Source organism: Cutibacterium modestum, assembly GCF_008326345.1.
Taxonomy (GTDB): Bacteria; Actinomycetota; Actinomycetes; order Propionibacteriales; family Propionibacteriaceae; genus Cutibacterium; species Cutibacterium modestum.
Genome location: NZ_BJEN01000001.1, coordinates 828,789 through 848,419, shown reverse-complemented (window position 1 = coordinate 848,419; position 19,631 = coordinate 828,789). Strand labels below are relative to the sequence as shown.

The window sequence follows — 19,631 nt, the reverse complement described above, 5'->3', positions numbered from 1 at the left end:
GGTGATCCTCAGTCTCAGGTGACGGACGCAAGGACCTGGGAACTGGTGACGACGTCGATCTGAAGGGAATACAGATCCATGACGGTCAGAGCTGCTTCGTGGCTATCCGGTGCGGATCCGGCGCAGGCATCAGACACAACTCTCACCCAAGCCCCTGCGTCGGCAGCGGCCAAAGCTGTCGTAATGACGCAGCAGTCGGTCGAGACCCCGGTGAGTACGAGGTGTGGATGCTCGCCAGTTACTGCTGACAGTTGAGTTCCCCATTTACCGAAGGTGGTGACGTCGATCGTCGGGCGTTGCGCCCATGTCTGAGCCTCGTCGACAAGGTCAAATATCGGGTCATCTGCGGGGCGATCTGCAAAGGTCCAGCGGTCGAAATAATCGCGCCACGACCCGCTGTGAGTAGTCGCAGGAATCCAGCGCGTCACGATCGTTCGGCCACGAAAAGCAGCGACCATGCGATTAATCGGTTCGATGATGTCCGGGAAGGCAGGGGAGCCCCATGAGGATGTAGGGGAGGCGAATATTACTTGGGGGTCGATGACGATAAGCCATGTGTCACTCATCGCGACTCCTGGCGACGTACTGTGCCACGCCGGACGATGAGGGTGACGACATAGCCGAGGACGAGGGACCCGAGCACCCCAAGGTTGGCGTAGGCCCAATTACCCCCACGCCCACCTAGGCCGAGGGGTCCAAGGAGATACCCCTGCCAGTTGTTCCAACTGACCCCCTCATAGGTGTTGACCACCAGACCCCACCCGATGCCGGTCACGACGACGAAGGTGATGATCGAGGTGAGGTCGAAACGACCGTAACGTCCAGAACCGTCAAAGAGGTCAGCCTCGTCATAGGGGCGGCGGCGCAAGGTGATATCGGCCATCATGATGCCGGTCCACGCTGAGAGTGGCACACCCAGCGTCACTAGGAAGGACTGGAAGGGGGAGATGAAGTTAGGAGCCACGAAGACCACATAGAGGGTCCCGGTGGTGAGAATCGTCCCATCAATGAGAGAAGCTGCCGGGCGTGGAACTCGGATTCCCAGAGTGAGCAAAGTGAGCCCAGAGGAATAGATGCCGTTGATGGCACCAGCCAGCAGGGAGAGGATCGCAGCTAACAAGAATGGGATGAGAAACCATGTCGGCAGAATCGTTGCCAGCGCGCCAATAGGATCGGTCCCGATGGCATCAGAAAGATTCTTCGAGGAAGTAGCTAGCAGCAGTCCGCAGGTGATGAGGATAACGAGTGGCAACGAAGCCCCAAAGACATTCCAGAACGCGATAGCGAGCCCGGGAGACGTGCGCGACTGGTAGCGCGACCAGTCGGCAGCGATATTTGTCCAGCCCAATCCGGTGCCAGTCATGATGAGGGTCAGTGCGCCAACGAATGCGGGGAAGGATGCCGACGGCAACGAGGTTGCGGCGTGCCAGTCAATGTGGCTGACCGCCATCACCAGGTAGATCACGGTAAGGACGCCCGTAATCCAGGTCAGAACGGCCTGCAGTTTCATGATGATGTGATAACCGGCCACCGCGCCGCCGACAATGATCAAAGCCACGACGATAGTGGCGCAGATTTTGACCGAGTTCCCAGAGCTCCACCCCAGTCGGTGGAAGATCGTCGTCGTTGCCAAGACAGCCGTGATTGCCAGAGATGTTTCCCAGCCAATTGAGGTCATCCAGGAGATGATTCCGGGGAATTTGTTGCCCTGGGTGCCGAAAGCTGCCCGAGACAACACCATCGTTGGCGCGGAACCACGCTTACCGGCGATAGCGATAATGCCGCAGAACCCGAAGGAGACGATGACACCGACGAGGGTCGCGGCCATTGCTTGCCAAAAGGACACTCCGAATCCGAGCATGAAGGCGCCATAGCTCATGCCGAAGACGGAGACGTTAGAGGCGAACCAGGGAAGGAAGAGGTTCCGGGGTTGGGCAGTGCGCTGTGATTCTTCGACGATCTTGATCCCGGTTGTCTCGATGCCCGTGCGCGTCGTCGTGCTCGGCTCGGTAGCGGTCTGCGTCATGAGCTGTCCTCTCGGAGTATTCGCGGCGATATTCTTGCACCGATGGGCTGTAATCCGTGCGTTGTCGTCTGCCCGGGTTACAGTCATGCCATGAGCATCGACGCTGATACGTGGGTCTCCCCATCCCCACGCCCTGCTGACCTGGTTGACGAGGCAGTTGACCAAGTCCACGCTTGGCTACGAGACACCAATGGTGCAACGAAACGACGGATAGATCGTGCCCAGATCGCTGCTGGGCTTCTCTCCGACGTGCTGTCCCACCCGGCTGGCCTGCCCTTCACCTTGGCCTTTATTGACCGGGTTGTCCGCCCGGAGGATCCCCGGACCGCAGCGGCGAATCTCATCGAACTGGCAAAAACCGATTGTTCCTTCCTACCGCCCGCACTCCAACTGGCGGTGCGGACAGGCGGACGGATAGTACCCATTGCTCCTGACGTCGTCGTCCCAGCCGCGCGTAATGCCTTGCGGCAATTGGTGGGTCACCTCATCGTCGATGCACGACCGGCACAGCTGACCCGCACTCTTAAAGCATTGCGAACCTCGGGTGTCAGGCTTAACCTCAACCTTCTGGGCGAAGCTGTGCTGGGCGATCGCGAAGCGGCCTCCCGGCTCGAAGGGACGATGGCTCTACTAGCCCGCGACGACGTCGACTACGTCTCGATCAAGATTTCGGCCGTCGTCAACCAGCTTGATTTGTGGGCCCATGAGGCCACGGTCGACGAGGTCGTGGAGCAGTTACTGCCGCTGTACCACCTGGCTGCAACCTCCCCGGAACCAAAGTTCATCAATCTCGACATGGAGGAGTACCACGACCTTGATCTGACAATTGAGGTCTTTCAGAGGCTCCTCGACCGCCCCGAACTGCGTCATCTGGAGGCGGGCATCGTCTTGCAGGCCTACCTGCCCGATTCGCTTGCCGCTCTTCAGGGTCTTGTCGAGTGGGCGGACCGTCGCACTGCAGCCGGTGGAGCGGGGATCAAGGTGCGGTTGGTCAAGGGTGCCAATCTTGCGATGGAAAGAGTCGACGCCGAAGTCCACGGGTGGCAGCAAACCCCGTGGCCGTCCAAACTTGCCACTGACACCCACTACAAGAGGATCCTCGACTGGGCACTGACCTCCGAACGTACCCGCTCGGTGCGGTACGGCGTCGCTGGTCATAATCTCTTCGACATCGCACTGACGAAGCTGCTTGCTGAGCGTCGTGGAGTCCGCAATCGTGTCGAGTTTGAGATGCTGCTCGGCATGGCCCCTGACCAGACCGAACGAATCCGAGCTGACGTTGGTGGGCTACTGCTCTACACGCCGGTTGTCGATCCGGCCCGCTTCGATGTGGCGATTAGCTATCTGGTGCGTCGGCTGGAAGAAAACGCCGCCAGCGAGAACTTCATGTCGGCAGTCTTCCAACTCGGCCACGATTCCAGGCTTTTCGCCCGCGAAGAGGCAAGGTTCCGCACTGCTGTGGCTGGGATCAGTCGTGAAGTGCCGCAGCCTCGTCGTCAGCAAGAACCTGATCGAGTGCCGGATCTATCCAACGGATTTATCCAGTCCATAGACTCCGACCCCTCCCTACCCAATATCCGTGTCTGGGCTGATGAGGTCGTCGAAAAAATGAAGGACTGTCAGTTGGGGAAGTCCACCCTGGCCGACAACCACCTCGAGACCGTTGCCGAGGTGGATTCTGTCATTGCTACCGCCCTTAACGCTCAGCGGTCCTGGTCTAGACGTGGTGGAAACGCGCGCGCCGACATATTACGTTCGGTGACACATGCCCTCGCCGCTCGACGTGGTGACTTATTGGCGGTAGCCGGGGCTGAAACAGGAAAGATCCTGGCCGAGGGTGACGTCGAGGTGTCTGAGGCCATCGACTTCGCTGCCTGGTATGCCGACCGAGCCGAGGAACTCGAGGCCGTTGACGGCGCCCAGTTCGTGCCGCCACGGGTGACCGTCGTCACCCCGCCGTGGAACTTCGCTCTGTCTATTACCGCTGGATCCACCCTGGCAGCCTTGGCTGCAGGGTCGTCGGTACTGCTCAAGCCCGCCCCGCAGGCTCGCTATTGTGCTGCCGTTATCGCTGAGTGTCTATGGGAGGCTGGAATCCCGCAAAACGTCCTGCAGCTTGTTGATGTTGAGGAAAACGAGGTTGGTAAGCATCTGGTGAGCCATCCCGAGGTTGATCGGGTCATTCTCACGGGCGCGTGGGAGACGGCCAAGCTGTTCCGATCGTGGCGTCATGATCTGCCGGTGTTAGCTGAGACCAGCGGCAAGAACTCCATCATCGTCACTGAGAATGCTGATTATGACTTGGCTGCAGCTGACATCATCAAGTCGGCTTTTGGTAACGCCGGGCAGAAGTGTTCGGCAGCATCCCTCATCATTCTTGTGGGTCAGGCTTACCGCTCCAAGCGGTTGCGTCACCAGATCCTCGATGCAGCCTCCTCAATTCGGGTGGGTTCACCATCCGACCTGCGCTCCCAGATGGGTCCGCTTGCCGAACCCGCCAAAGGCAAATTGCTCGACGGGTTGACGAAGCTTGACCCGGGCCAGGTGTGGGCCCTGGAGCCGGTGCGTATCGACGAAGAAGGCCGGTACTGGTCTCCGGGCGTACGTGGTGGGATCAAGCCGGGGGACCAGTACCACCTCACCGAATACTTCGGCCCGATTACCGGAATTATGTACGCCCCTGATTTAGCCACCGCAATCGAATATCAAAACGGTACCGCTTTTGGTCTGACGGCCGGTCTTCACTCTCTGGACTCCTCCGAGATCGAGTTCTGGGCCGAGAGGGTCAAGGCTGGAAACCTCTACGTCAACCGCGGTATTACGGGAGCCATCGTCGGTCGTCAGCCTTTCGGTGGTTGGAAGCGCTCCTCAGTTGGCCCAGGCGCCAAGGCCGGTGGTTACCACTACCTGCAGGTGTTGGGGTTGTGGCGCCGAGCTGAGGTGACGACTCCGACTCCCGCGGATCGTCCCGGCGCTTTGGTCGAGCAGTTCGTCGGTCACGTCGAGGGTATGATCACTCGCGATGAACGAGCCTGGCTTCTTGATGCGGTCGCGCGCGACGCTCACGCATGGGACGAGTGGTTTGGCCGCTCGACCGACATTGGTGGGCTGGAACGAGAGCGTAACGTCTTGAGGTACCGCCCGGTCTCGACACAGGTAAGGGGCTGCGCTGACGCCACACTGGTCGACGTCGCTCGCGTCGTTGCCGCGGGGCTCTTGGCTACCGGCGGCGACATCTCGGTGAGCCTAGACCCGAGCCTCGACGAAGGGTTAGGCCGTGCGTTGCGTTCGGTCGGTGTGGCTGTCACCACTGCCAGCGACGAGGACTGGTATGCCAGCTTAGGAGCTGGTCGAGTGCGGCTCGTCGGTGGTAATCCCTCACGAGCTGCTGATGAAGCCGACGGCGACCCTGATTTGGCCTTGTGGGCCAACGAGGTCACCAGCGCTCCACAGATCGAACTCCTACCCTTCCTGCGAGAGCAGTCAGTCTCGGTGACAGCGCACTGATTTGGCAACCCGGATGTTGCGGCCCTCTCAGTGAGGTTGTGAGGCGATGACGATGCGGCCTAACACCGGGGATCAATAGCGATCTTGACCCCGGTATGGCCGTGCACCGCGTCAACAGCCTCAGTCCACTGGGACAGGCCAAAGGTGTGAGTGACGATAGAGGACTCCTCGATATCCCCGCGCCCCAGCATTTCAACTGCGCGGTGGACGTCGGCCCGACGGGCATTCGATCCTCCGGAGACCGTCAGTTCTTGGTAATGCACCGTATTGGGGGTGATGGTCGCCGTCGATCCTTTGGGGAAACCAGCGAACCAACTCACCCGTCCGCCGGGCGCAGCGAGGTCAAGAGAGTCCTCGGCCAGCTCGTTACGACCGATAGCGACGATGACCAGGTCGGCTCCGTATCCGCCAGTGTGCTCGGCGACGACCTCACGAAGACCATCCGGGCAGGTCGTCACGGCCCCCATGGCCGCGGCGCGGTCGCGTCGATCCGCGTGCTTTTCGCACAGGATGACCTGTCCGGCCCCACATGCCAGATTGAGCTGTGTGTGGAGCAGACCGATAGCCCCGCCGCCGATGATGACGACGGTCTCCCCGGGATTCACTCCGCCGTGACGTCGATGCCCGTTGAGGACACAGGAGAGGGGTTCCGCCAGGGCCAGCCGGGTCGCTGGCATCTCAGTAGCCACCGGGATGACGTTGCCGTGAGACACGGCTCGGGCCGGTATACACAACCACGGCGCGAGCCCACCGTCGATGCCGTACCCGATGAGTTCGCAGTGGCTGCACAAGTGTTCCCGTCCTGTGAGGCAGGCCCGGCAGATGCCGCAGGAGACGACGATGGAGACGGTAGCCTGTTGCCCGACGGCCAGTCCTTCTACTCCTTCGCCAAGGGAGGCAATTCTTCCGGCGATCTCGTGGCCGAGGGTGACCCCGGGATGCACCCCGGTGGTTTTGTCACCGGAGATGATGCGCAGATCGGTGCCGCAGACCGTCGTCGCTTCGACGGCTAGCACAACCTCTCCAGGGCCAGGCGTAGGTATGGGTTTTTCGGCTAGATGGACGTCTCCGGGGCCATTGAGGACCAGAGCTGGCATGGTGGGCGTCATGTGATCTCCTTCGTCGGCTCTAGTGTCGCATTTCTGCGGCGCCGGACGGGCTATGAAAGCGTTAATTATCATGTGATGTGGGAAAAACACCATCGATGATGATAGGAGACCCAGTTATGACCCGACTTGTGAATAATCCCGATGGTTTCCCGTCTCAGGCGGTCACCGGGCTTGTCAGTGCGTTCCCGAACCATGTGAGGCCGGTATTTGGGGGAGTTGTTCGTGCTGCCCGTACCGACCGCAAGGTCGCACTCGTCGTTGGTGGGGGATCGGGGCACTACCCGGCCTTTGCAGGCTGGGTTGGTCCCGGCTTTGCCGATGGTGCCGTATGCGGGAATATCTTTTCTTCCCCCTCGGCTTCCCAGACTTATGCGGTGTGCAAGGCTGCTGACCGTGGTGCTGGAGTGCTCATCGGTTTTGGCAACTACGCCGGCGACGTTCTGCACTTTGGACAGGCAGCAGAGCGGCTTCGTAGTGAGGGAATCGACGCTCGTTGTCTACTCGTTACTGATGACATCGCTTCGGCGCAGAGCCAGCTCAAACGTCGTGGTATCGCTGGCGACCTGCCGGTCTTCAAGGTCACAGCGGCGGCCTGCGAGGAAGGCCGGGACATTGACGAGGTCGTCGCGGTATTTAACCGGGTTAACGATCGTACTCGTTCTCTCGGGGTCGCCTTTGCAGGCTGCACCTTGCCGGGAGCCGATGAGCCGCTGTTTCGGGTTGAGCCGGGCTAGATGGGCGTGGGCATGGGGATCCACGGTGAGCCCGGAATCCACGACGAGACCCTGGGCGCCGCAGACGAGGTTGCGGCCATGCTCGTCAACGGCTTGCTGGCCGATCAGCCCGAGAACCCCGGAACTCGAGTGGTTCCGATCGTCAATGGGTTGGGTAGTACCAAGTATGAGGAACTCTTCGTGCTGTGGAATGACATCAGTCGTCATCTCGAGGAAGCAGGCTTGACGATTGTTGATCCACAGGTAGGAGAATTCGTCACCAGCCTCGACATGGCCGGGGTTTCCCTGTCCCTCGTGTGGCTCGACGAGGTCATCGAGCCGCTGTGGTTGGCGGCATGCGACACCCCTGCGTATCGTCGCAGAGCCGCCAGTCAGGTCGATCTTGACACCACGCCGTTGTCTCAGAAGGCAGAGCAAGTCATGGTCGCTAATCCGGGATCCCCGGCTTCCCAAGATGTTGCGGATGTCATTGTCAAGGCTCTGGACGAGGTGGCGATGAGGTTGTCGGAGCGCAGCAGCGAGTTGGGCCGTCTCGATTCGGTGGCTGGTGACGGTGACCACGGTATCGGAATGGCACGTGGGTCCCAGGCTGCCCTAGCCGAGGCGCGGCGGGTAAGAGAGGAAGGCGCCGGCGCGGCAACCACCCTTAATGCGGCTGGCTCGGCATGGTCTGAGCATGCCGGCGGGACCTCAGGTGCGCTGTGGGGAGCAGCGTTGACCGCGTTCGGAGCGGTACTTGGTGACGAAGACCCAGTAGGCGACGACGCTATTCGTCAGGCAGCCGGAGCAGCCCTCAACGCCGTCACCCGGTTGGGTGGGGCCAAAATCGGTGACAAGACGATGGTCGACGCTATGGCCCCCTTCGTGACAACCCTCGAGTCGTCTTCGAACCGGCTGCCGCAGGCGTGGGATTCGGCATGTCGTGCCGCCGGCGCGGCAGCCCAGGCGACTTCCGAAGTGATAGCCAAGGTCGGTCGGGCGCGCCCGTTGGGGGAGAAGTCGTTGGGAACGCCTGATCCGGGTGCAGTGTCCTTCCATGAGGTGGTCGTTGCGGTCGGAACCGTCTTGTCGTAGCGAGCGTTGACCGAGGGGCCTCGCGCTTAGCGTTGACCGACCGGAGGCTTCGCACTCCAAGGGAATACGATCCACTTATCTGTGGCCTTCCACACGAAATCTGGATGGATGATGGTCGTGGGCTTGGCGTAGAGCACCGCCGAGCGGACGTCGGCTCCAAAGCCGCGTAGCAATTCGAGTACCAAGGCCAAGGTGCGCCCAGAATCAACGACGTCGTCAACGATCAGAATTCGCTTGTTCCTGATGGAGTCAGTGTCGAGCATCGGGGCCAATAGGAGGGGATCGGGGAGGGTCTCTTGGACGTCTGTGTAGAACTCGACGTTGATGGCGTCGGTGAGTTTGACCCCGAGGGAATACGTGAGGGCTCCGCCAGGGATCATGCCACCGCGCGCCACGGCAATAAGGATCTCGGGATCGAACCCTGAATGATGGATTTGGGTAGCTAGTTCGTCGGTGGCATCACCAAAGATCTCCCAGGTGAGGATTTCCTTGCCCTCAAGATCACTGGCGTCAGCATGGTACGCGGTCATAGAGCAACCTTAGCGAGGTCCTGATGAACACTGTGCTCCGGCGTGTGTCTCGCGGTGGGTCACGATCGACGACACCCTGGCCGACAAAGTTCAGTCAACAGTCAGTTGCATGAATACCGCCGTGCGCCAGTCGCCCAGCTTGTACGCGATGTGCGGTAGTCGTCCGACCTCGGTGAAGCCCATCGCCGAGTGGAAACCGATGCTGCGCTCGTTCTGCGAATCGATCACCGCCAGAAGATTGTGCAAATGGTGATCTGCGCGGGCGTGGCGGATGAGCTCGGCCATAAGTTTGCGTCCCACTCCTCGTCCCCGTGCCGGGGCGTCGAGCCAGATCGTCACCTCCGCCGTGACGTCGTACCCGCCGCCCCCGCGGAAACGGTGGTAAGTGGCGTACCCTGCCATCGTCTCGTCGACCTCTGCGACGAGGACCGGTCTGCCATCGGCCACTAGTTCGTGCCACCAGGACAGCCGATCCTCCACCTTGGTGTCGACCAAAGTGTAGGAGTAGGTGGTCGCCACCGCGCTTTGGTTATAGATGCGGCTGGCCGTTGGAAGGTCACGCTCCTCCATGGCCCGGATGTTGACGTTCATAAACGATAAGGTAATGGCAACGCGGGTTCTTGATGGGAATCTGCCCAATGGGACACTCCCCATTCGCGGCTCACCGTTGTGTCCGGCAGTTGCGGCAACGATCAACAGTCAGTGAAAGAGGTTGAAGGATGACGGAAAACACACCTCCCCAAGGTCTATCGGAGGGTCAGTCGATGCCCCCGCAGCCGGGGCCGTTCCCTCCGCAGGGGCAGGGGCATCCGCCTCAGGGGCCAGGCCCCGCCTACCCGCAGCAGATGCCGCTTCAACAGGGGCATGCGTCGCAAGGGCCGAAACAGCCTGATCCCATCCTCGGAGTGATCCGAGGCGCGATGGGCAATGTGCGTCGCGTCACGGTTGTCGTGGGGCTGGTGCTGAGCTTCCTGATGCTCTTGCTGCCATGGATCGGAGATTTCAAGGATGGCGTGAAGACGTCCCTCAATGGCCTCGCGATTATCAAGAGTTTCTCGTACCAGTACGATAACTCGGCGCCCTTGTCCGGTGGTTGGAACGCGAGGGTGTGGCTGACGGTCATCGTGCTGTTGGCGTACCTCATTATGGCCGTTATTGCGATGGTTGCCGATCAGCTGGTATCACGCACCTACGAGATCATCCTTTCCGTGATGGCAGGGGTGGTCCTCTTACTTATGATCTGGGGCGTTATCAATGCGTCGGGACAGGATGTTCCGGGATACGAGGGGTCACGTCCGGGAGCGTGGTTGTTCCTCGTTGTTGTGTTGCTGACCGCTGCTGCGCAGATTTGGCAACTCGTTCTCTCTGTGAGGGGGACGTCTGGTACTGCTGGTTACGGGCAACCCGGATTCCCGGCTGATCCGCCTCAGGGCCAGTCGGGTCAGCCTCCCGCACAGCAGCAGCCTTGGAATCCGGCCCCTGGCCCGAATGGGCCTTACCCGGACAACTGATTCACCTCGATGATGTGATGGGGCGCCGCCGATCGGTGGTGCCCCATTATTCATCCGGGATGGCCATCAACATGGGGAAACGTGCAACCCCGGTGTCGTGAGCAAGGACGTTTGGCCGTAAAGTCACCATCATGATCATCGGAATCCCACGGGAGTCACTCCCGGGTGAGAATCGGGTCGCCGCGACTCCGACGACCGTTCCCACCCTACTCAAACTCGGCTACGAGGTGGTCGTCGAGTCCGGAGCTGGCGAGCATGCCGCTCTGCCCGACCGCGCGTATGAAGAGGCCGGAGCCAGGATTGTTGAACCGGGGGAGGCGTGGGAGGCCGACCTTGTGCTGGCCGTCAACGAGCCCACCGACGACCAGATTGCCCTCATGCGTGCAGGAGCTGTCCTCGTCACCTTCCTCCATCCCCGCCAGGACCTTGCCCTCACCGAGAAGCTGGCCGCGGCTGGGGTCACGGGTCTTAGCATGGACATGGTTCCGCGCATCTCTCGCGCCCAGTCGATGGACGCGCTGTCCTCGATGGCCAATATTTCCGGTTACCGGGCCGTCATCGAGGCTGCCTTCGCCTACGGTCGCACCTTTGGTGGCCAAGTTACTGCAGCAGGTAAGGTTCCGCCGGCCAAGGTCTTCGTCATCGGTACCGGCGTGGCCGGTCTTGCCGCACTGGGCGCCGCTAATTCGATGGGCGCCGAGGTTTACGCCACCGACGTCCGTCCCGAGACCGCCGAGCAGGTTCAGTCGATGGGTGCCACCTTCTTGCACGTGCGAACCGGAGATTCTGACCAGGGCGTCAGCTCTGACGGCTATGCCAAGGAAACGAGTGACGACTACAACGCCCGCGCCGCCGAGCTATACATGGAGCAGGCGGGCAAGGACGACGTCATCATCACGACGGCCGCCATCCCTGGCAAGCCTTCCCCCCAACTCATCACTGCCGAGATGGTCGCCGCAATGAAGCCCGGCAGCGTCATTGTTGACCTTGCTGCCCTGGGTGGCGGCAACTGTGAACTGACCCGTCCAGGGGAGTCCTATGTTACCGACAATGGTGTGACGATCATCGGCTACACCGACCTACCGTCTCGTCTGCCTGGTCAAGCCAGCCAGCTTTATGGCACGAACCTCGTCAACCTGCTCAAGCTGGCCACCCCAGAAAAGAACGGCGAGCTCGTTCTCAACTTTGACGACGAGGTCGTCCGCACCATGACGGTGTGCCACGAAGGTCAGGTGGCGTTCCCGCCTCCTCCGGTACAGGTTGCCGCTGCTCCCAAGCCGGTCGCCAAGGCCGATACTGCTAGTGTCCCGGCTACTCCGGAGAAGAAAGCGCGCCCGTGGCCGCAAACTTTTGGCATCGTCGCAGTACTGTCGATCGCACTGATCGCCCTGCTGACCTTCTCCCCGATGGAATTCGTCGCTCTGTTCGGCACCTTCGCCATCGCGGTCGTCGTTGGTTACTACGTGGTATGGAACGTTACCCACGCACTCCATACCCCGCTTATGAGCGTCACGAACGCTATCAGCGGCATCATCATCGTTGGTGCCATCACCCAGCTCGGCAGTGAATCGTGGGGTATCCGAATTGTCGCCGCGTTGACTGTGCTCATTGCCAGTATCAACATCTTCGGCGGTTTTACGGTCACTCAGCGCATGCTCAAGATGTTCAGGAAGGCCTGATCTATGACGACAACACTTCTTATTGCCCCGCTAGCCGGGTCGTTGGTGAACTTCGTCAACGCATCCTTCATTGTCGCGGGCCTACTGTTCATTTTTGCCCTGGCCGGTCTGTCCAAATTCGAGACCTCTAAAAAGGGCAATGCCTATGGCATTCTCGGCATGGTCATCGCAATTGTCGCGACGATCGTCGTTCTGGTGAAGCTACCGGGATATTCGCCGGTATCCGTGGTTCTGCTCTTCATACCGATGCTTATCGGCGGCGCATTCGGTGTGTGGAAGGCCCTTAAGGTTGAGATGACCGGCATGCCTGAGCTTATTGCCCAGCTGCACTCCTTCGTCGGACTGGCCGCTGTCCTCATCGGTTTCAACGCCTTTGCTGAAGACGGAACCGGTGCTAGCACCTTCCAGCTTTCCGAAATTTGGATCGGCATCTTCATCGGTGCCCTTACCTTCACGGGATCGCTGGTTGCCTGGGGAAAACTCTCGGGCAAAATCGCTTCGAAGCCGCTGACCTTGCCAGGTCGTAACTGGATCAATCTCGGTCTGCTGGTCGTCATCATTGCCTGCGGCATCTGGTTCTCCAATGTTTCCGGTGGCATCGCGTGGCTGCCGCTGGCGCTATTGACCCTGGCTTCGCTATTCCTCGGCTTCCACCTCGTCGCCGCTATCGGTGGCGCGGATATGCCGGTCGTCATCTCGATGCTGAACAGCTATTCCGGTTGGGCAGCCGCCTTTTCCGGATTCAGCTTGCACATACCGGTGCTTATCGTCACCGGTGCTCTCGTCGGTTTCTCCGGTGCTATCCTATCCTACATCATGTGTAAGGCCATGAACCGGTCTTTCGTTTCGGTCATCCTTGGTGGCTTTGGTGATGCCCCGGCGGTCGAGGGCGGGGGACCTGCAGGTGAGATCACTGAGATCAAGGCTGACGAGTTGGCTACCCAGCTGTCTGACGCTTCCTCGGTCATCATTGCTCCCGGATACGGCATGGCCGTGGCTCAGGCCCAATACCCGGTCGCCGAGCTCGCCAAAAAGCTGCGCGACAAGGGTGTGGATGTTAAATTTGCGATCCACCCGGTGGCCGGTCGTCTGCCTGGTCACATGAACGTGCTGCTTGCTGAGGCCCACGTCCCCTACGACATCGTCATGGAGATGGACGAGATCAACGACGACTTCGCTGACGCCGACGTCGTCCTGGTCATTGGGGCCAATGACACGGTCAACCCGGCCGCCATGGATCCTGGTACTCCGATTTCGGGTATGCCAGTGCTGCACGTCTGGGAGGGCCATGAGGTGGTTGTCTTCAAGCGTTCCATGAAGCCCGGATATGCCGGTGTGGAGAACCCGTTGTTCTTCGCCGATAACACGCGGATGCTCTTCGGTGACGCGAAGGCCAGTGTCGACGCGTTGGTGGCTGCTCTCTGAGATTCGTGTGCAACCTGGTGTCGACGCCTGCGACTGACTGACGGTCGTGGGCGTCGACGCATGGTGGGGGCGGATGTCATGAGGCGGCACTATGATGACGGTGAATGTCTATCAGGCCCCTTGTTAGGGCCGGAACAAGGAGAAGACGTGACCTACGTCATCGGTCTGCCCTGCGTGGACGTCAAGGATCGTGCCTGCGTCGAGGAGTGTCCCGTCGACTGCATTTACGAGGGTGAGCGCAGTCTCTATATTCACCCTGAGGAGTGCGTGGACTGCGGCGCCTGCGAGCCCGTGTGCCCCGTCGAGGCCATCTACTACGAGGATGACCTACCCGGCGATCAGGAGAAATTCCTCGACATTAACGCCGAGTTCTTCAACGAGCTGGGATCCCCGGGCGGTGCTGCACGGCTTGGACCGACTCACAAAGACCATCCGGCCGTCGAAGCTTTGCCTCCGCAGGGCGAATGAGCCGCCGTAACGTCCCCGCCAGTCTGCCCACCTTTCCTTGGGACACCATCGCCGAAGCCAGGCGCAAGGCTGAATCCCATCCCGACGGCATCGTCGATCTGTCAGTGGGCACACCGGTCGATCCGACCCCGGACGTTGTCACCGAGGCGCTCACGACGGCTGGTGACGCTCCCGGTTACCCACAAGTGTGGGGGACACCTGCTCTGCGAGCCGGAATCTTGGACCACATGAAGCAAGTCTGGGGTGCGCCCGCCAGTCTTGACGAGGCTAGCGTTCTGCCGGTCATCGGGACGAAGGAATTGGTGGCTTCCATGCCTAGCCAGCTTGGTCTGGGCCCAGACTCGACTGTTGTCATCCCGGCGTGCGCCTATCCGACCTACCGGGTTGGTGCACAGCTTGCTGGAGCCAAGATCGTCGCCGTTGATGAGCCCGGCGAGGTCGGCGTCACGCCTGATCTTATCTGGATTAATTCCCCGGCCAACCCGTCAGGTCGCGTCCTCGACCTTGACGAGATGAGGGCATGGGTGGACCTGGCGCGCAGCACGGGAGCTGTCTTGGTCTCTGACGAGTGTTATGGCGAGTTCGTTTGGGACGGGGAGTCGGTTTCAGTCCTTGATGAGAGGGCCAATGGCGGTGATGTCACCGGCTTGCTGGCCTGTCTGTCGATGTCCAAACGTTCGAATATGGCCGGTTATCGTGCAGGGTTTGTCGTTGGGGATGCTGAGTTGACCAGCGAGTTGCTCACTGTGCGCAAGCACTCGGGACTCATGATTCCAGCTCCGGTCGTGGCCGCAATGCAGGCTGCCCTAGCAGATCGTTCCCATGTCCTAGAGCAAGTCAAGCGGTATCAACTGCGTCGCGGTGTGCTGAAGTCAGCTTTGGAGAAGGCTGGTTTCCGCATCGACTGCTCTGAGGGGTCGCTGTATTTGTGGGCCACTCATGACGAGGATTGCCGGGTCACCCTTGATCGACTCGCCAATCTGGGTATCCTTTGCTCTCCTGGCGATTTCTACGTTGACGGTAGTTCCGATCATGTCCGCATCGGGCTGACGGCCACCGACGAGAGGATTGACGCCGCCGCCCAGCGGCTAATAGCCTGATTAACTCCGAGCGGTCACGGTGCCGGAGACCCGGCTCGTTCCGCTGGCGGCTGGGCTCGCTGAGGGGCCAGAGGCTGCACCCCATGAGGCGTAGTGCTCGGAATTTGCCTTCCAACTCATCGTTGCGACCGTTGCGCGATCGACTGGCCCAAGGTTCGTGCTTGCCATCGTCAATGCCACTGCCGCGCGGACGAGCACCGGGTCAGTGGCGGTGAATGTCACCGTCGATCCGGTTGTGTGGGTGACGACTTTGGATGCAAGTCCCTTGCGTGCTGTGTCGGCGAGTTTTTGGACGGTCGTCGTCTCCGAGGACCTGTTGATGCAGGTCAGTGCCGAGGGGGATTGGCCTGTGAGTGCTGAGGCCCATGCTTTCGCTAGCGGCTCGTGCTTACGATAGGCCTCGGGGTATCTGGATCGCTGCACTTGCTGGGCGGCGTCACTGACACTGATAGTCTTCCAGTTGCCGAACTTCACCAGCTCTTCGTAAAATTTTCCTGACGAATACCACGGATCCATGATCTGTTTGGCAGTTCCCCATCCCTGGGAGGGGCGCTGTTGAAACAACCCGAGGGAGTCGCGATCCCCGTAGTCAATATTGCGCAGCTTCGATTCTTGCATAGCCGTCGCCAGAGCGATGGTGGCTGCGTGAGCCGGAAGGTCACGGCGAATTGACTCGGCAGTGATGATGGCAGCGTTCTGGGATTGTTCTAAATCGAGGTCGTAGGATTGGCCCGAGACCGTCACTCGGCAGCCCTCAGGCTCTATCGTGGCAAAGGGGTCAACAGCTTTCCATACCTTATAGCCTCCCCAACCGAGCCCGGACAGGATTGCCAATACCACCACGAGGGCGGCAATCGACCTTGCAGGGTTGGCAGACCGACGTTTACGTCGTTGTCGCGTGGTGGCAGGGCGGGGCCGGCGGGGGGACGACTTCGTCATGTCAGTTCTGATGCAAATCTGAGTTGAGTTCGATCTTGTGATTACCACGGCCGAGAGCCTTGACGGCCCCCGTCATTGAATCACGAATGTAGAGGATGTCGCTGGTGCCGGACAGTTCAGAGGCCTTGACAACCTTGCCGTCAGGCAGCGTCACCTTGGTGCCTGCCGTGATGTAGAGACCAGCTTCGACGACACAGTTGTCGCCCAGGGAAATGCCGATTCCGGCCTCAGCGCCAAGCAGGCAGCCGCGACCAATAGTCACCTGTTCCTTGCCGCCGCCAGACAGGGTTCCCATGATGGAGGCGCCGCCTCCGACATCGGTGCCATCCCCGACGACCACACCCTGGCTGATACGTCCTTCGACCATGGAGTGGCCCAGGGTGCCGGCGTTGAAGTTAACGAATCCTTCGTGCATGACGGTGGTTCCCTCGGCCAGATGGGCTCCCAGACGGACCCGGTCGGCGTCACCGATGCGCACCCCAGCAGGGACGACAAAGTCCACCATGCGCGGGAATTTGTCGACCAGAAGGACGGAGAAGGGGGCATGGGCGATGCGTGCCTCCATGCGGGCCGCCTCAAGATCGACCATGCGGATCGGGCCGATGGTCGTCCAGGCATTGTTGGGGAGCACACCGAAGATACCATCCAGGTTAATAGTACGAGGGGTAGCTAGGCGGGACGACAGGAGGTGCAGGCGTAGATATGCGTCAGGAACGTCGACGGGTGCGGCGTCGAGGTCGACGACGGTGCGCACCACCTCGGTGTGGACATTGCGGATAGCGTCACGACCGGCTTCAGTCACGCGGTGCAGATCAGCAGGGGCGGGGGAGCCGTCGGGGGAGCCAAGTTGAGGCTCGGGGTACCAGGTATCCAGTACCTCTCCGTCCTCATGGACAGTGGCCAAACCCCATCCCCAGGCCTGACGGCCGGCCGAGGCGGTCTGCGGAGTCGTCGTCTGCGTCATGGCCACGAGTCTAGTTGTATGGTGAGACGCCTTGGGCTGTCACAGGTCCGCTAGGCTGAACAGACTGTGGAAAGGTGCCGCCTGTGTTCTTGGCCCTGCGGGAGATTCGTCATCAGCGCGGACGGCTTCGCGTGGTGGCTCTGTGGCGTCGTCACGGCGGCTTTGCCTTGTTCTCCGTGGTTGGCGGTTTGCTCTCAGTTAAGGTTATTTCTGGCATCGATCCTGTGGAGGCGATCTCGTGACGGCCTCGGTGTTGCGTCTCGATGGCGTGTCCAAGCAGTTCAACGATGGTGATGAAACCATCCAGGCCCTTGCGCGAACCGATCTGTACCTGTTCCCCCGGGGAGTTCGTCGGGATCCTTGGCCCTCAGGGCCAGGAAAATCTACCTTGCTGACGGTCATGGGTGGCCTGCGTACGCCGAGTACTGGTGAGGTGCTCATCGATGAGGAACCCTTCTCTGGCCTGCCTGAGAAGAAACGCGCCCGAATGAGGTTTACCAAGCTCGGGTTCGTCCTGCAGGCTTCCGGACTGGTGCCTTTCCTCACCGTTGGTGATCAATTTGTGCTGCACGGGTAGGGTGGATCGTTGCCCACTGGACCGTGCGCGTCGGGATGAGTTGTTGGAATCACTCAAGATCACCGATTACGTGAATGCGTACCCAGGGGATTTGTCGGGTGGTGAGCGTCAGCGGGTGGCCATTGTGGCCGCATTACACCACGACCCACAGATAGTTCTAACCGATGAGCCGACGGCGTCCTCTTAGAGGCCACCGAACACAAGCCGACAACTAATTGCCGCTCGCAAGAAGCGGAGGATTTTTTTGGGGGGTGCTAGCTCCCAGTTGCGCGGTGCGGCGAGACGCCTCCTGCGCCGGCGCTGAGGCGAACTTCAGTACAGTGAAGGCCATGCAACTCGACCTTGCTGGCGACCTTCACGTTCTGTTTCGCGACATCGTGGACATCCGCTCTGAAAGCCTCCACGAGGAGGAGCTTGCTGACGCCGTCGAAGCGGCTTTGCGTCAGTTCGATCATCTAACGGTCACCAGAGTCAGCAACTCGATCGTCGCGGCGACGAATCTCGGTCGGGATTCTCGGGTCCTCGTTGCTGGCCACCTCGATACCGTGCCGGTGTCAGACAACCTTCCCAGCCATGTCGAAACCCGTGATGACGGCGACTACCTTGTCGGTCGGGGAACCTGCGACATGAAAGGGGGAGTGGCCGTTGCTTTGCATCTTGCGGCGACCCTAGCCTCTCCCAAGCGAGACGTCACCTGGGTGTTCTACGAGGCCGAAGAAATCGCCGCAGAGCACAATGGCTTACTCAGCTTACGATCCCACGATCCCAGCCTGCTTGATTGTGACTTAGCTATCCTCATGGAGCCCACGGGCGCCATCATCGAGGGGGGCTGCCAAGGAACGATGCGTTTCACCCTAACGACAGAGGGGCAGGCCGCCCATTCGGCTCGCTCATGGGCCGGTCACAACGCCATTCACGATCTGCTGCCAATCCTGCACATCTTGTCGGACTGGCAAGACGGCGCCGACCATCTCGTTGAGGTTGACGGGTTGACGTATCGCGAGGGCCTAAACGCGACGATGGTGCAGGGAGGGTTGGCCGGAAATGTTGTGCCTCCCGAGGCCACCGTACAGATCAACTATCGATTCGCCCCGGATAAGACCGCTCAGCAGGCCGAGCAGCTGATGCGCACCATGTTCGCTGAGTGGCGGATGGACGTCCTGGACCTGTCCTCCCCGGCTCGACCAGGCCTCGACCAGCCGCTGGCCCAGTCCTTTGCTCGTTCGGTCGGGACGACGCCGATGCCAAAATACGGCTGGACAGATGTGGCACGATTTTTCGAGATGGGGCACCCAGCCCTTAACTTCGGCCCCGGTGACGCCATGTACGCCCACAAGGCCGATGAGTGCTGCAAGATGTCTAGCCTTGACGACTGTGCCCGGGCACTGGCGTCCTGGCTATGTGAGGGTTCACGAGACGAAGGAGAGTCGTGATGGTGTGGGTACTGTGCGGGGGCGTCATCGTCATCATCGGGCTAGCTGTGCTGGCAGCCTCGGGAAAATTTGGGCAGGTGCCGGCCGTCGTTGATGATCGCCCCGTTCCCGATTTCCCAGATGGTGATCTGAGTGCCGACGATCTGCGTGCTGCGCGCTTTGCCGTGGTCGCGAGAGGCTACTCAATGCGACAGGTCGATGAGCTCTTGGATCGTCTGGTAGCGCAGATGGAGGCAGGTCAGAGGCCCGCTTCGACAGACGTTGATGAACCCATCTCTGACGGAAAGGGCCCGAATACGGAATAATAGGAGATGCACCACTGCCCAGGATTGAGGAAGAGTGACATGGCAGCTATGAAGCCCCGTACCGGTGACGGTCCCATGGAGGTCACGAAGGAGGGCCGTGGCATCATCATGCGCGTTCCAGTCGAAGGTGGCGGCCGGCTGGTTGTGGAACTCAACGCAGAAGAAGCCCAGGAACTGCTTGCGTGCCTCAAGGACGTCGTTGGCTAACGCAGATGACTGACGCCCGTGCCCGGCTCGGGATGAGCCGGGC

The 19,631-nt window shown here is 60.5% G+C and carries 19 protein-coding genes and 1 pseudogene; 13 read left to right on the top strand and 7 right to left on the bottom strand.

Annotation, left to right across the window (positions count from 1 at the left end; translation table 11 throughout):
• Positions 1-14: 14 nt before the first annotated feature.
• Positions 15-566 carry a cysteine hydrolase family protein gene (locus F1563_RS04255; protein WP_002527812.1) on the bottom strand — a complete coding sequence of 184 codons (552 nt, stop codon included), beginning with the start codon at positions 564-566 and terminating at the stop codon, positions 15-17.
• The gene (locus F1563_RS04250; protein ID WP_007433597.1) at positions 563-2,026 is read right to left on the bottom strand and encodes a purine-cytosine permease family protein; all 1,464 of its coding nucleotides are present in this window, start codon (positions 2,024-2,026) and stop codon (positions 563-565) included. Before F1563_RS04250 ends, F1563_RS04255 begins: the two co-directional genes overlap by 4 nt.
• A 90-nt stretch (positions 2,027-2,116) precedes the next feature.
• Here F1563_RS04250 and F1563_RS04245 point away from each other — a divergent pair, with 90 nt between their 5' ends.
• On the top strand, positions 2,117-5,533 hold the full coding sequence (locus tag F1563_RS04245; protein ID WP_002546503.1) for a bifunctional proline dehydrogenase/L-glutamate gamma-semialdehyde dehydrogenase: 3,417 nt from the start codon (positions 2,117-2,119) through the stop codon (positions 5,531-5,533).
• Between the two features lie 59 nt (positions 5,534-5,592).
• On the opposite strand, the gene F1563_RS04240 is transcribed toward F1563_RS04245, so the two are convergent.
• On the bottom strand, positions 5,593-6,642 hold the full coding sequence (locus tag F1563_RS04240) for an alcohol dehydrogenase catalytic domain-containing protein (protein WP_007433598.1): 1,050 nt from the start codon (positions 6,640-6,642) through the stop codon (positions 5,593-5,595).
• 116 nt (positions 6,643-6,758) lie between these two features.
• Here F1563_RS04240 and F1563_RS14735 point away from each other — a divergent pair.
• Positions 6,759-8,450: pseudogene (locus tag F1563_RS14735) on the top strand (dihydroxyacetone kinase family protein).
• A gap of 26 nt (positions 8,451-8,476) precedes the next feature.
• Here F1563_RS14735 and F1563_RS04230 read toward each other — a convergent pair.
• On the bottom strand, positions 8,477-8,980 hold the full coding sequence (locus F1563_RS04230) for a phosphoribosyltransferase (RefSeq protein ID WP_002527805.1): 504 nt from the start codon (positions 8,978-8,980) through the stop codon (positions 8,477-8,479).
• Positions 8,981-9,070: 90 nt separating this feature from the next.
• Positions 9,071-9,571, bottom strand: coding sequence for a GNAT family N-acetyltransferase (locus F1563_RS04225; RefSeq protein WP_002527804.1), 501 nt, complete (start codon positions 9,569-9,571; stop codon positions 9,071-9,073).
• Positions 9,572-9,699: 128 nt separating this feature from the next.
• Between F1563_RS04225 and F1563_RS04220 the strand changes: the two genes are divergently transcribed.
• From F1563_RS04220 to dapC, 5 genes are all read left to right on the top strand, one after another.
• The gene (locus F1563_RS04220; protein ID WP_227432025.1) at positions 9,700-10,491 is read left to right on the top strand and encodes a hypothetical protein; all 792 of its coding nucleotides are present in this window, start codon (positions 9,700-9,702) and stop codon (positions 10,489-10,491) included.
• Positions 10,492-10,622: 131 nt separating this feature from the next.
• On the top strand, positions 10,623-12,170 hold the full coding sequence (locus tag F1563_RS04215) for a Re/Si-specific NAD(P)(+) transhydrogenase subunit alpha (protein WP_002527802.1): 1,548 nt from the start codon (positions 10,623-10,625) through the stop codon (positions 12,168-12,170).
• 3 nt (positions 12,171-12,173) lie between these two features.
• Positions 12,174-13,595, top strand: coding sequence for an NAD(P)(+) transhydrogenase (Re/Si-specific) subunit beta (locus F1563_RS04210; protein WP_002527801.1), 1,422 nt, complete (start codon positions 12,174-12,176; stop codon positions 13,593-13,595).
• 147 nt (positions 13,596-13,742) lie between these two features.
• Entirely contained in the window at positions 13,743-14,063 is a 321-nt protein-coding gene (gene fdxA, locus F1563_RS04205; protein ID WP_002514074.1) for a ferredoxin, read from the top strand.
• A complete protein-coding gene (dapC, locus tag F1563_RS04200) occupies positions 14,060-15,163 on the top strand; it encodes a succinyldiaminopimelate transaminase (RefSeq protein WP_002527799.1) in 1,104 nt (367 codons plus the stop codon). Before fdxA ends, dapC begins: the two co-directional genes overlap by 4 nt.
• Here the strand turns inward: dapC and F1563_RS04195 are convergent, their stop codons facing one another.
• A complete protein-coding gene (locus tag F1563_RS04195; protein WP_276534614.1) occupies positions 15,164-16,102 on the bottom strand; it encodes a hypothetical protein in 939 nt (312 codons plus the stop codon).
• A gap of 1 nt (position 16,103) precedes the next feature.
• Positions 16,104-17,066 carry a 2,3,4,5-tetrahydropyridine-2,6-dicarboxylate N-succinyltransferase gene (gene dapD / locus F1563_RS04190; RefSeq protein WP_002527797.1) on the bottom strand — a complete coding sequence of 321 codons (963 nt, stop codon included), beginning with the start codon at positions 17,064-17,066 and terminating at the stop codon, positions 16,104-16,106.
• Positions 17,067-17,149: 83 nt separating this feature from the next.
• On the opposite strand from dapD, the gene F1563_RS13490 reads away from it, so the two are divergent.
• The 6 genes from F1563_RS13490 (at position 17,150) to F1563_RS04165 (ending at position 19,588) form a co-directional block, all read left to right on the top strand.
• On the top strand, positions 17,150-17,308 hold the full coding sequence (locus F1563_RS13490; protein WP_002527796.1) for a hypothetical protein: 159 nt from the start codon (positions 17,150-17,152) through the stop codon (positions 17,306-17,308).
• The gene (locus F1563_RS14600; RefSeq protein WP_002527795.1) at positions 17,305-17,643 is read left to right on the top strand and encodes an ATP-binding cassette domain-containing protein; all 339 of its coding nucleotides are present in this window, start codon (positions 17,305-17,307) and stop codon (positions 17,641-17,643) included. Before F1563_RS13490 ends, F1563_RS14600 begins: the two co-directional genes overlap by 4 nt.
• Complete coding sequence (locus tag F1563_RS14730; protein WP_308478889.1) at positions 17,618-17,830, top strand: ATP-binding cassette domain-containing protein; 213 nt, start codon at positions 17,618-17,620, stop codon at positions 17,828-17,830. The genes F1563_RS14600 and F1563_RS14730 overlap by 26 nt, the downstream gene beginning before the upstream one ends.
• Positions 17,831-17,972: 142 nt before the next feature.
• Positions 17,973-19,076 carry a succinyl-diaminopimelate desuccinylase gene (dapE, locus tag F1563_RS04175; protein WP_002527793.1) on the top strand — a complete coding sequence of 368 codons (1,104 nt, stop codon included), beginning with the start codon at positions 17,973-17,975 and terminating at the stop codon, positions 19,074-19,076.
• Positions 19,076-19,381 carry a DivIVA domain-containing protein gene (locus F1563_RS04170; protein ID WP_002527792.1) on the top strand — a complete coding sequence of 102 codons (306 nt, stop codon included), beginning with the start codon at positions 19,076-19,078 and terminating at the stop codon, positions 19,379-19,381. Before dapE ends, F1563_RS04170 begins: the two co-directional genes overlap by 1 nt.
• A 39-nt stretch (positions 19,382-19,420) precedes the next feature.
• Positions 19,421-19,588 (top strand): DUF3117 domain-containing protein, encoded by a 168-nt coding sequence (locus F1563_RS04165; protein ID WP_002527791.1) that lies wholly within the window; start codon positions 19,421-19,423, stop codon positions 19,586-19,588.
• Positions 19,589-19,631: the final 43 nt, after the last annotated feature.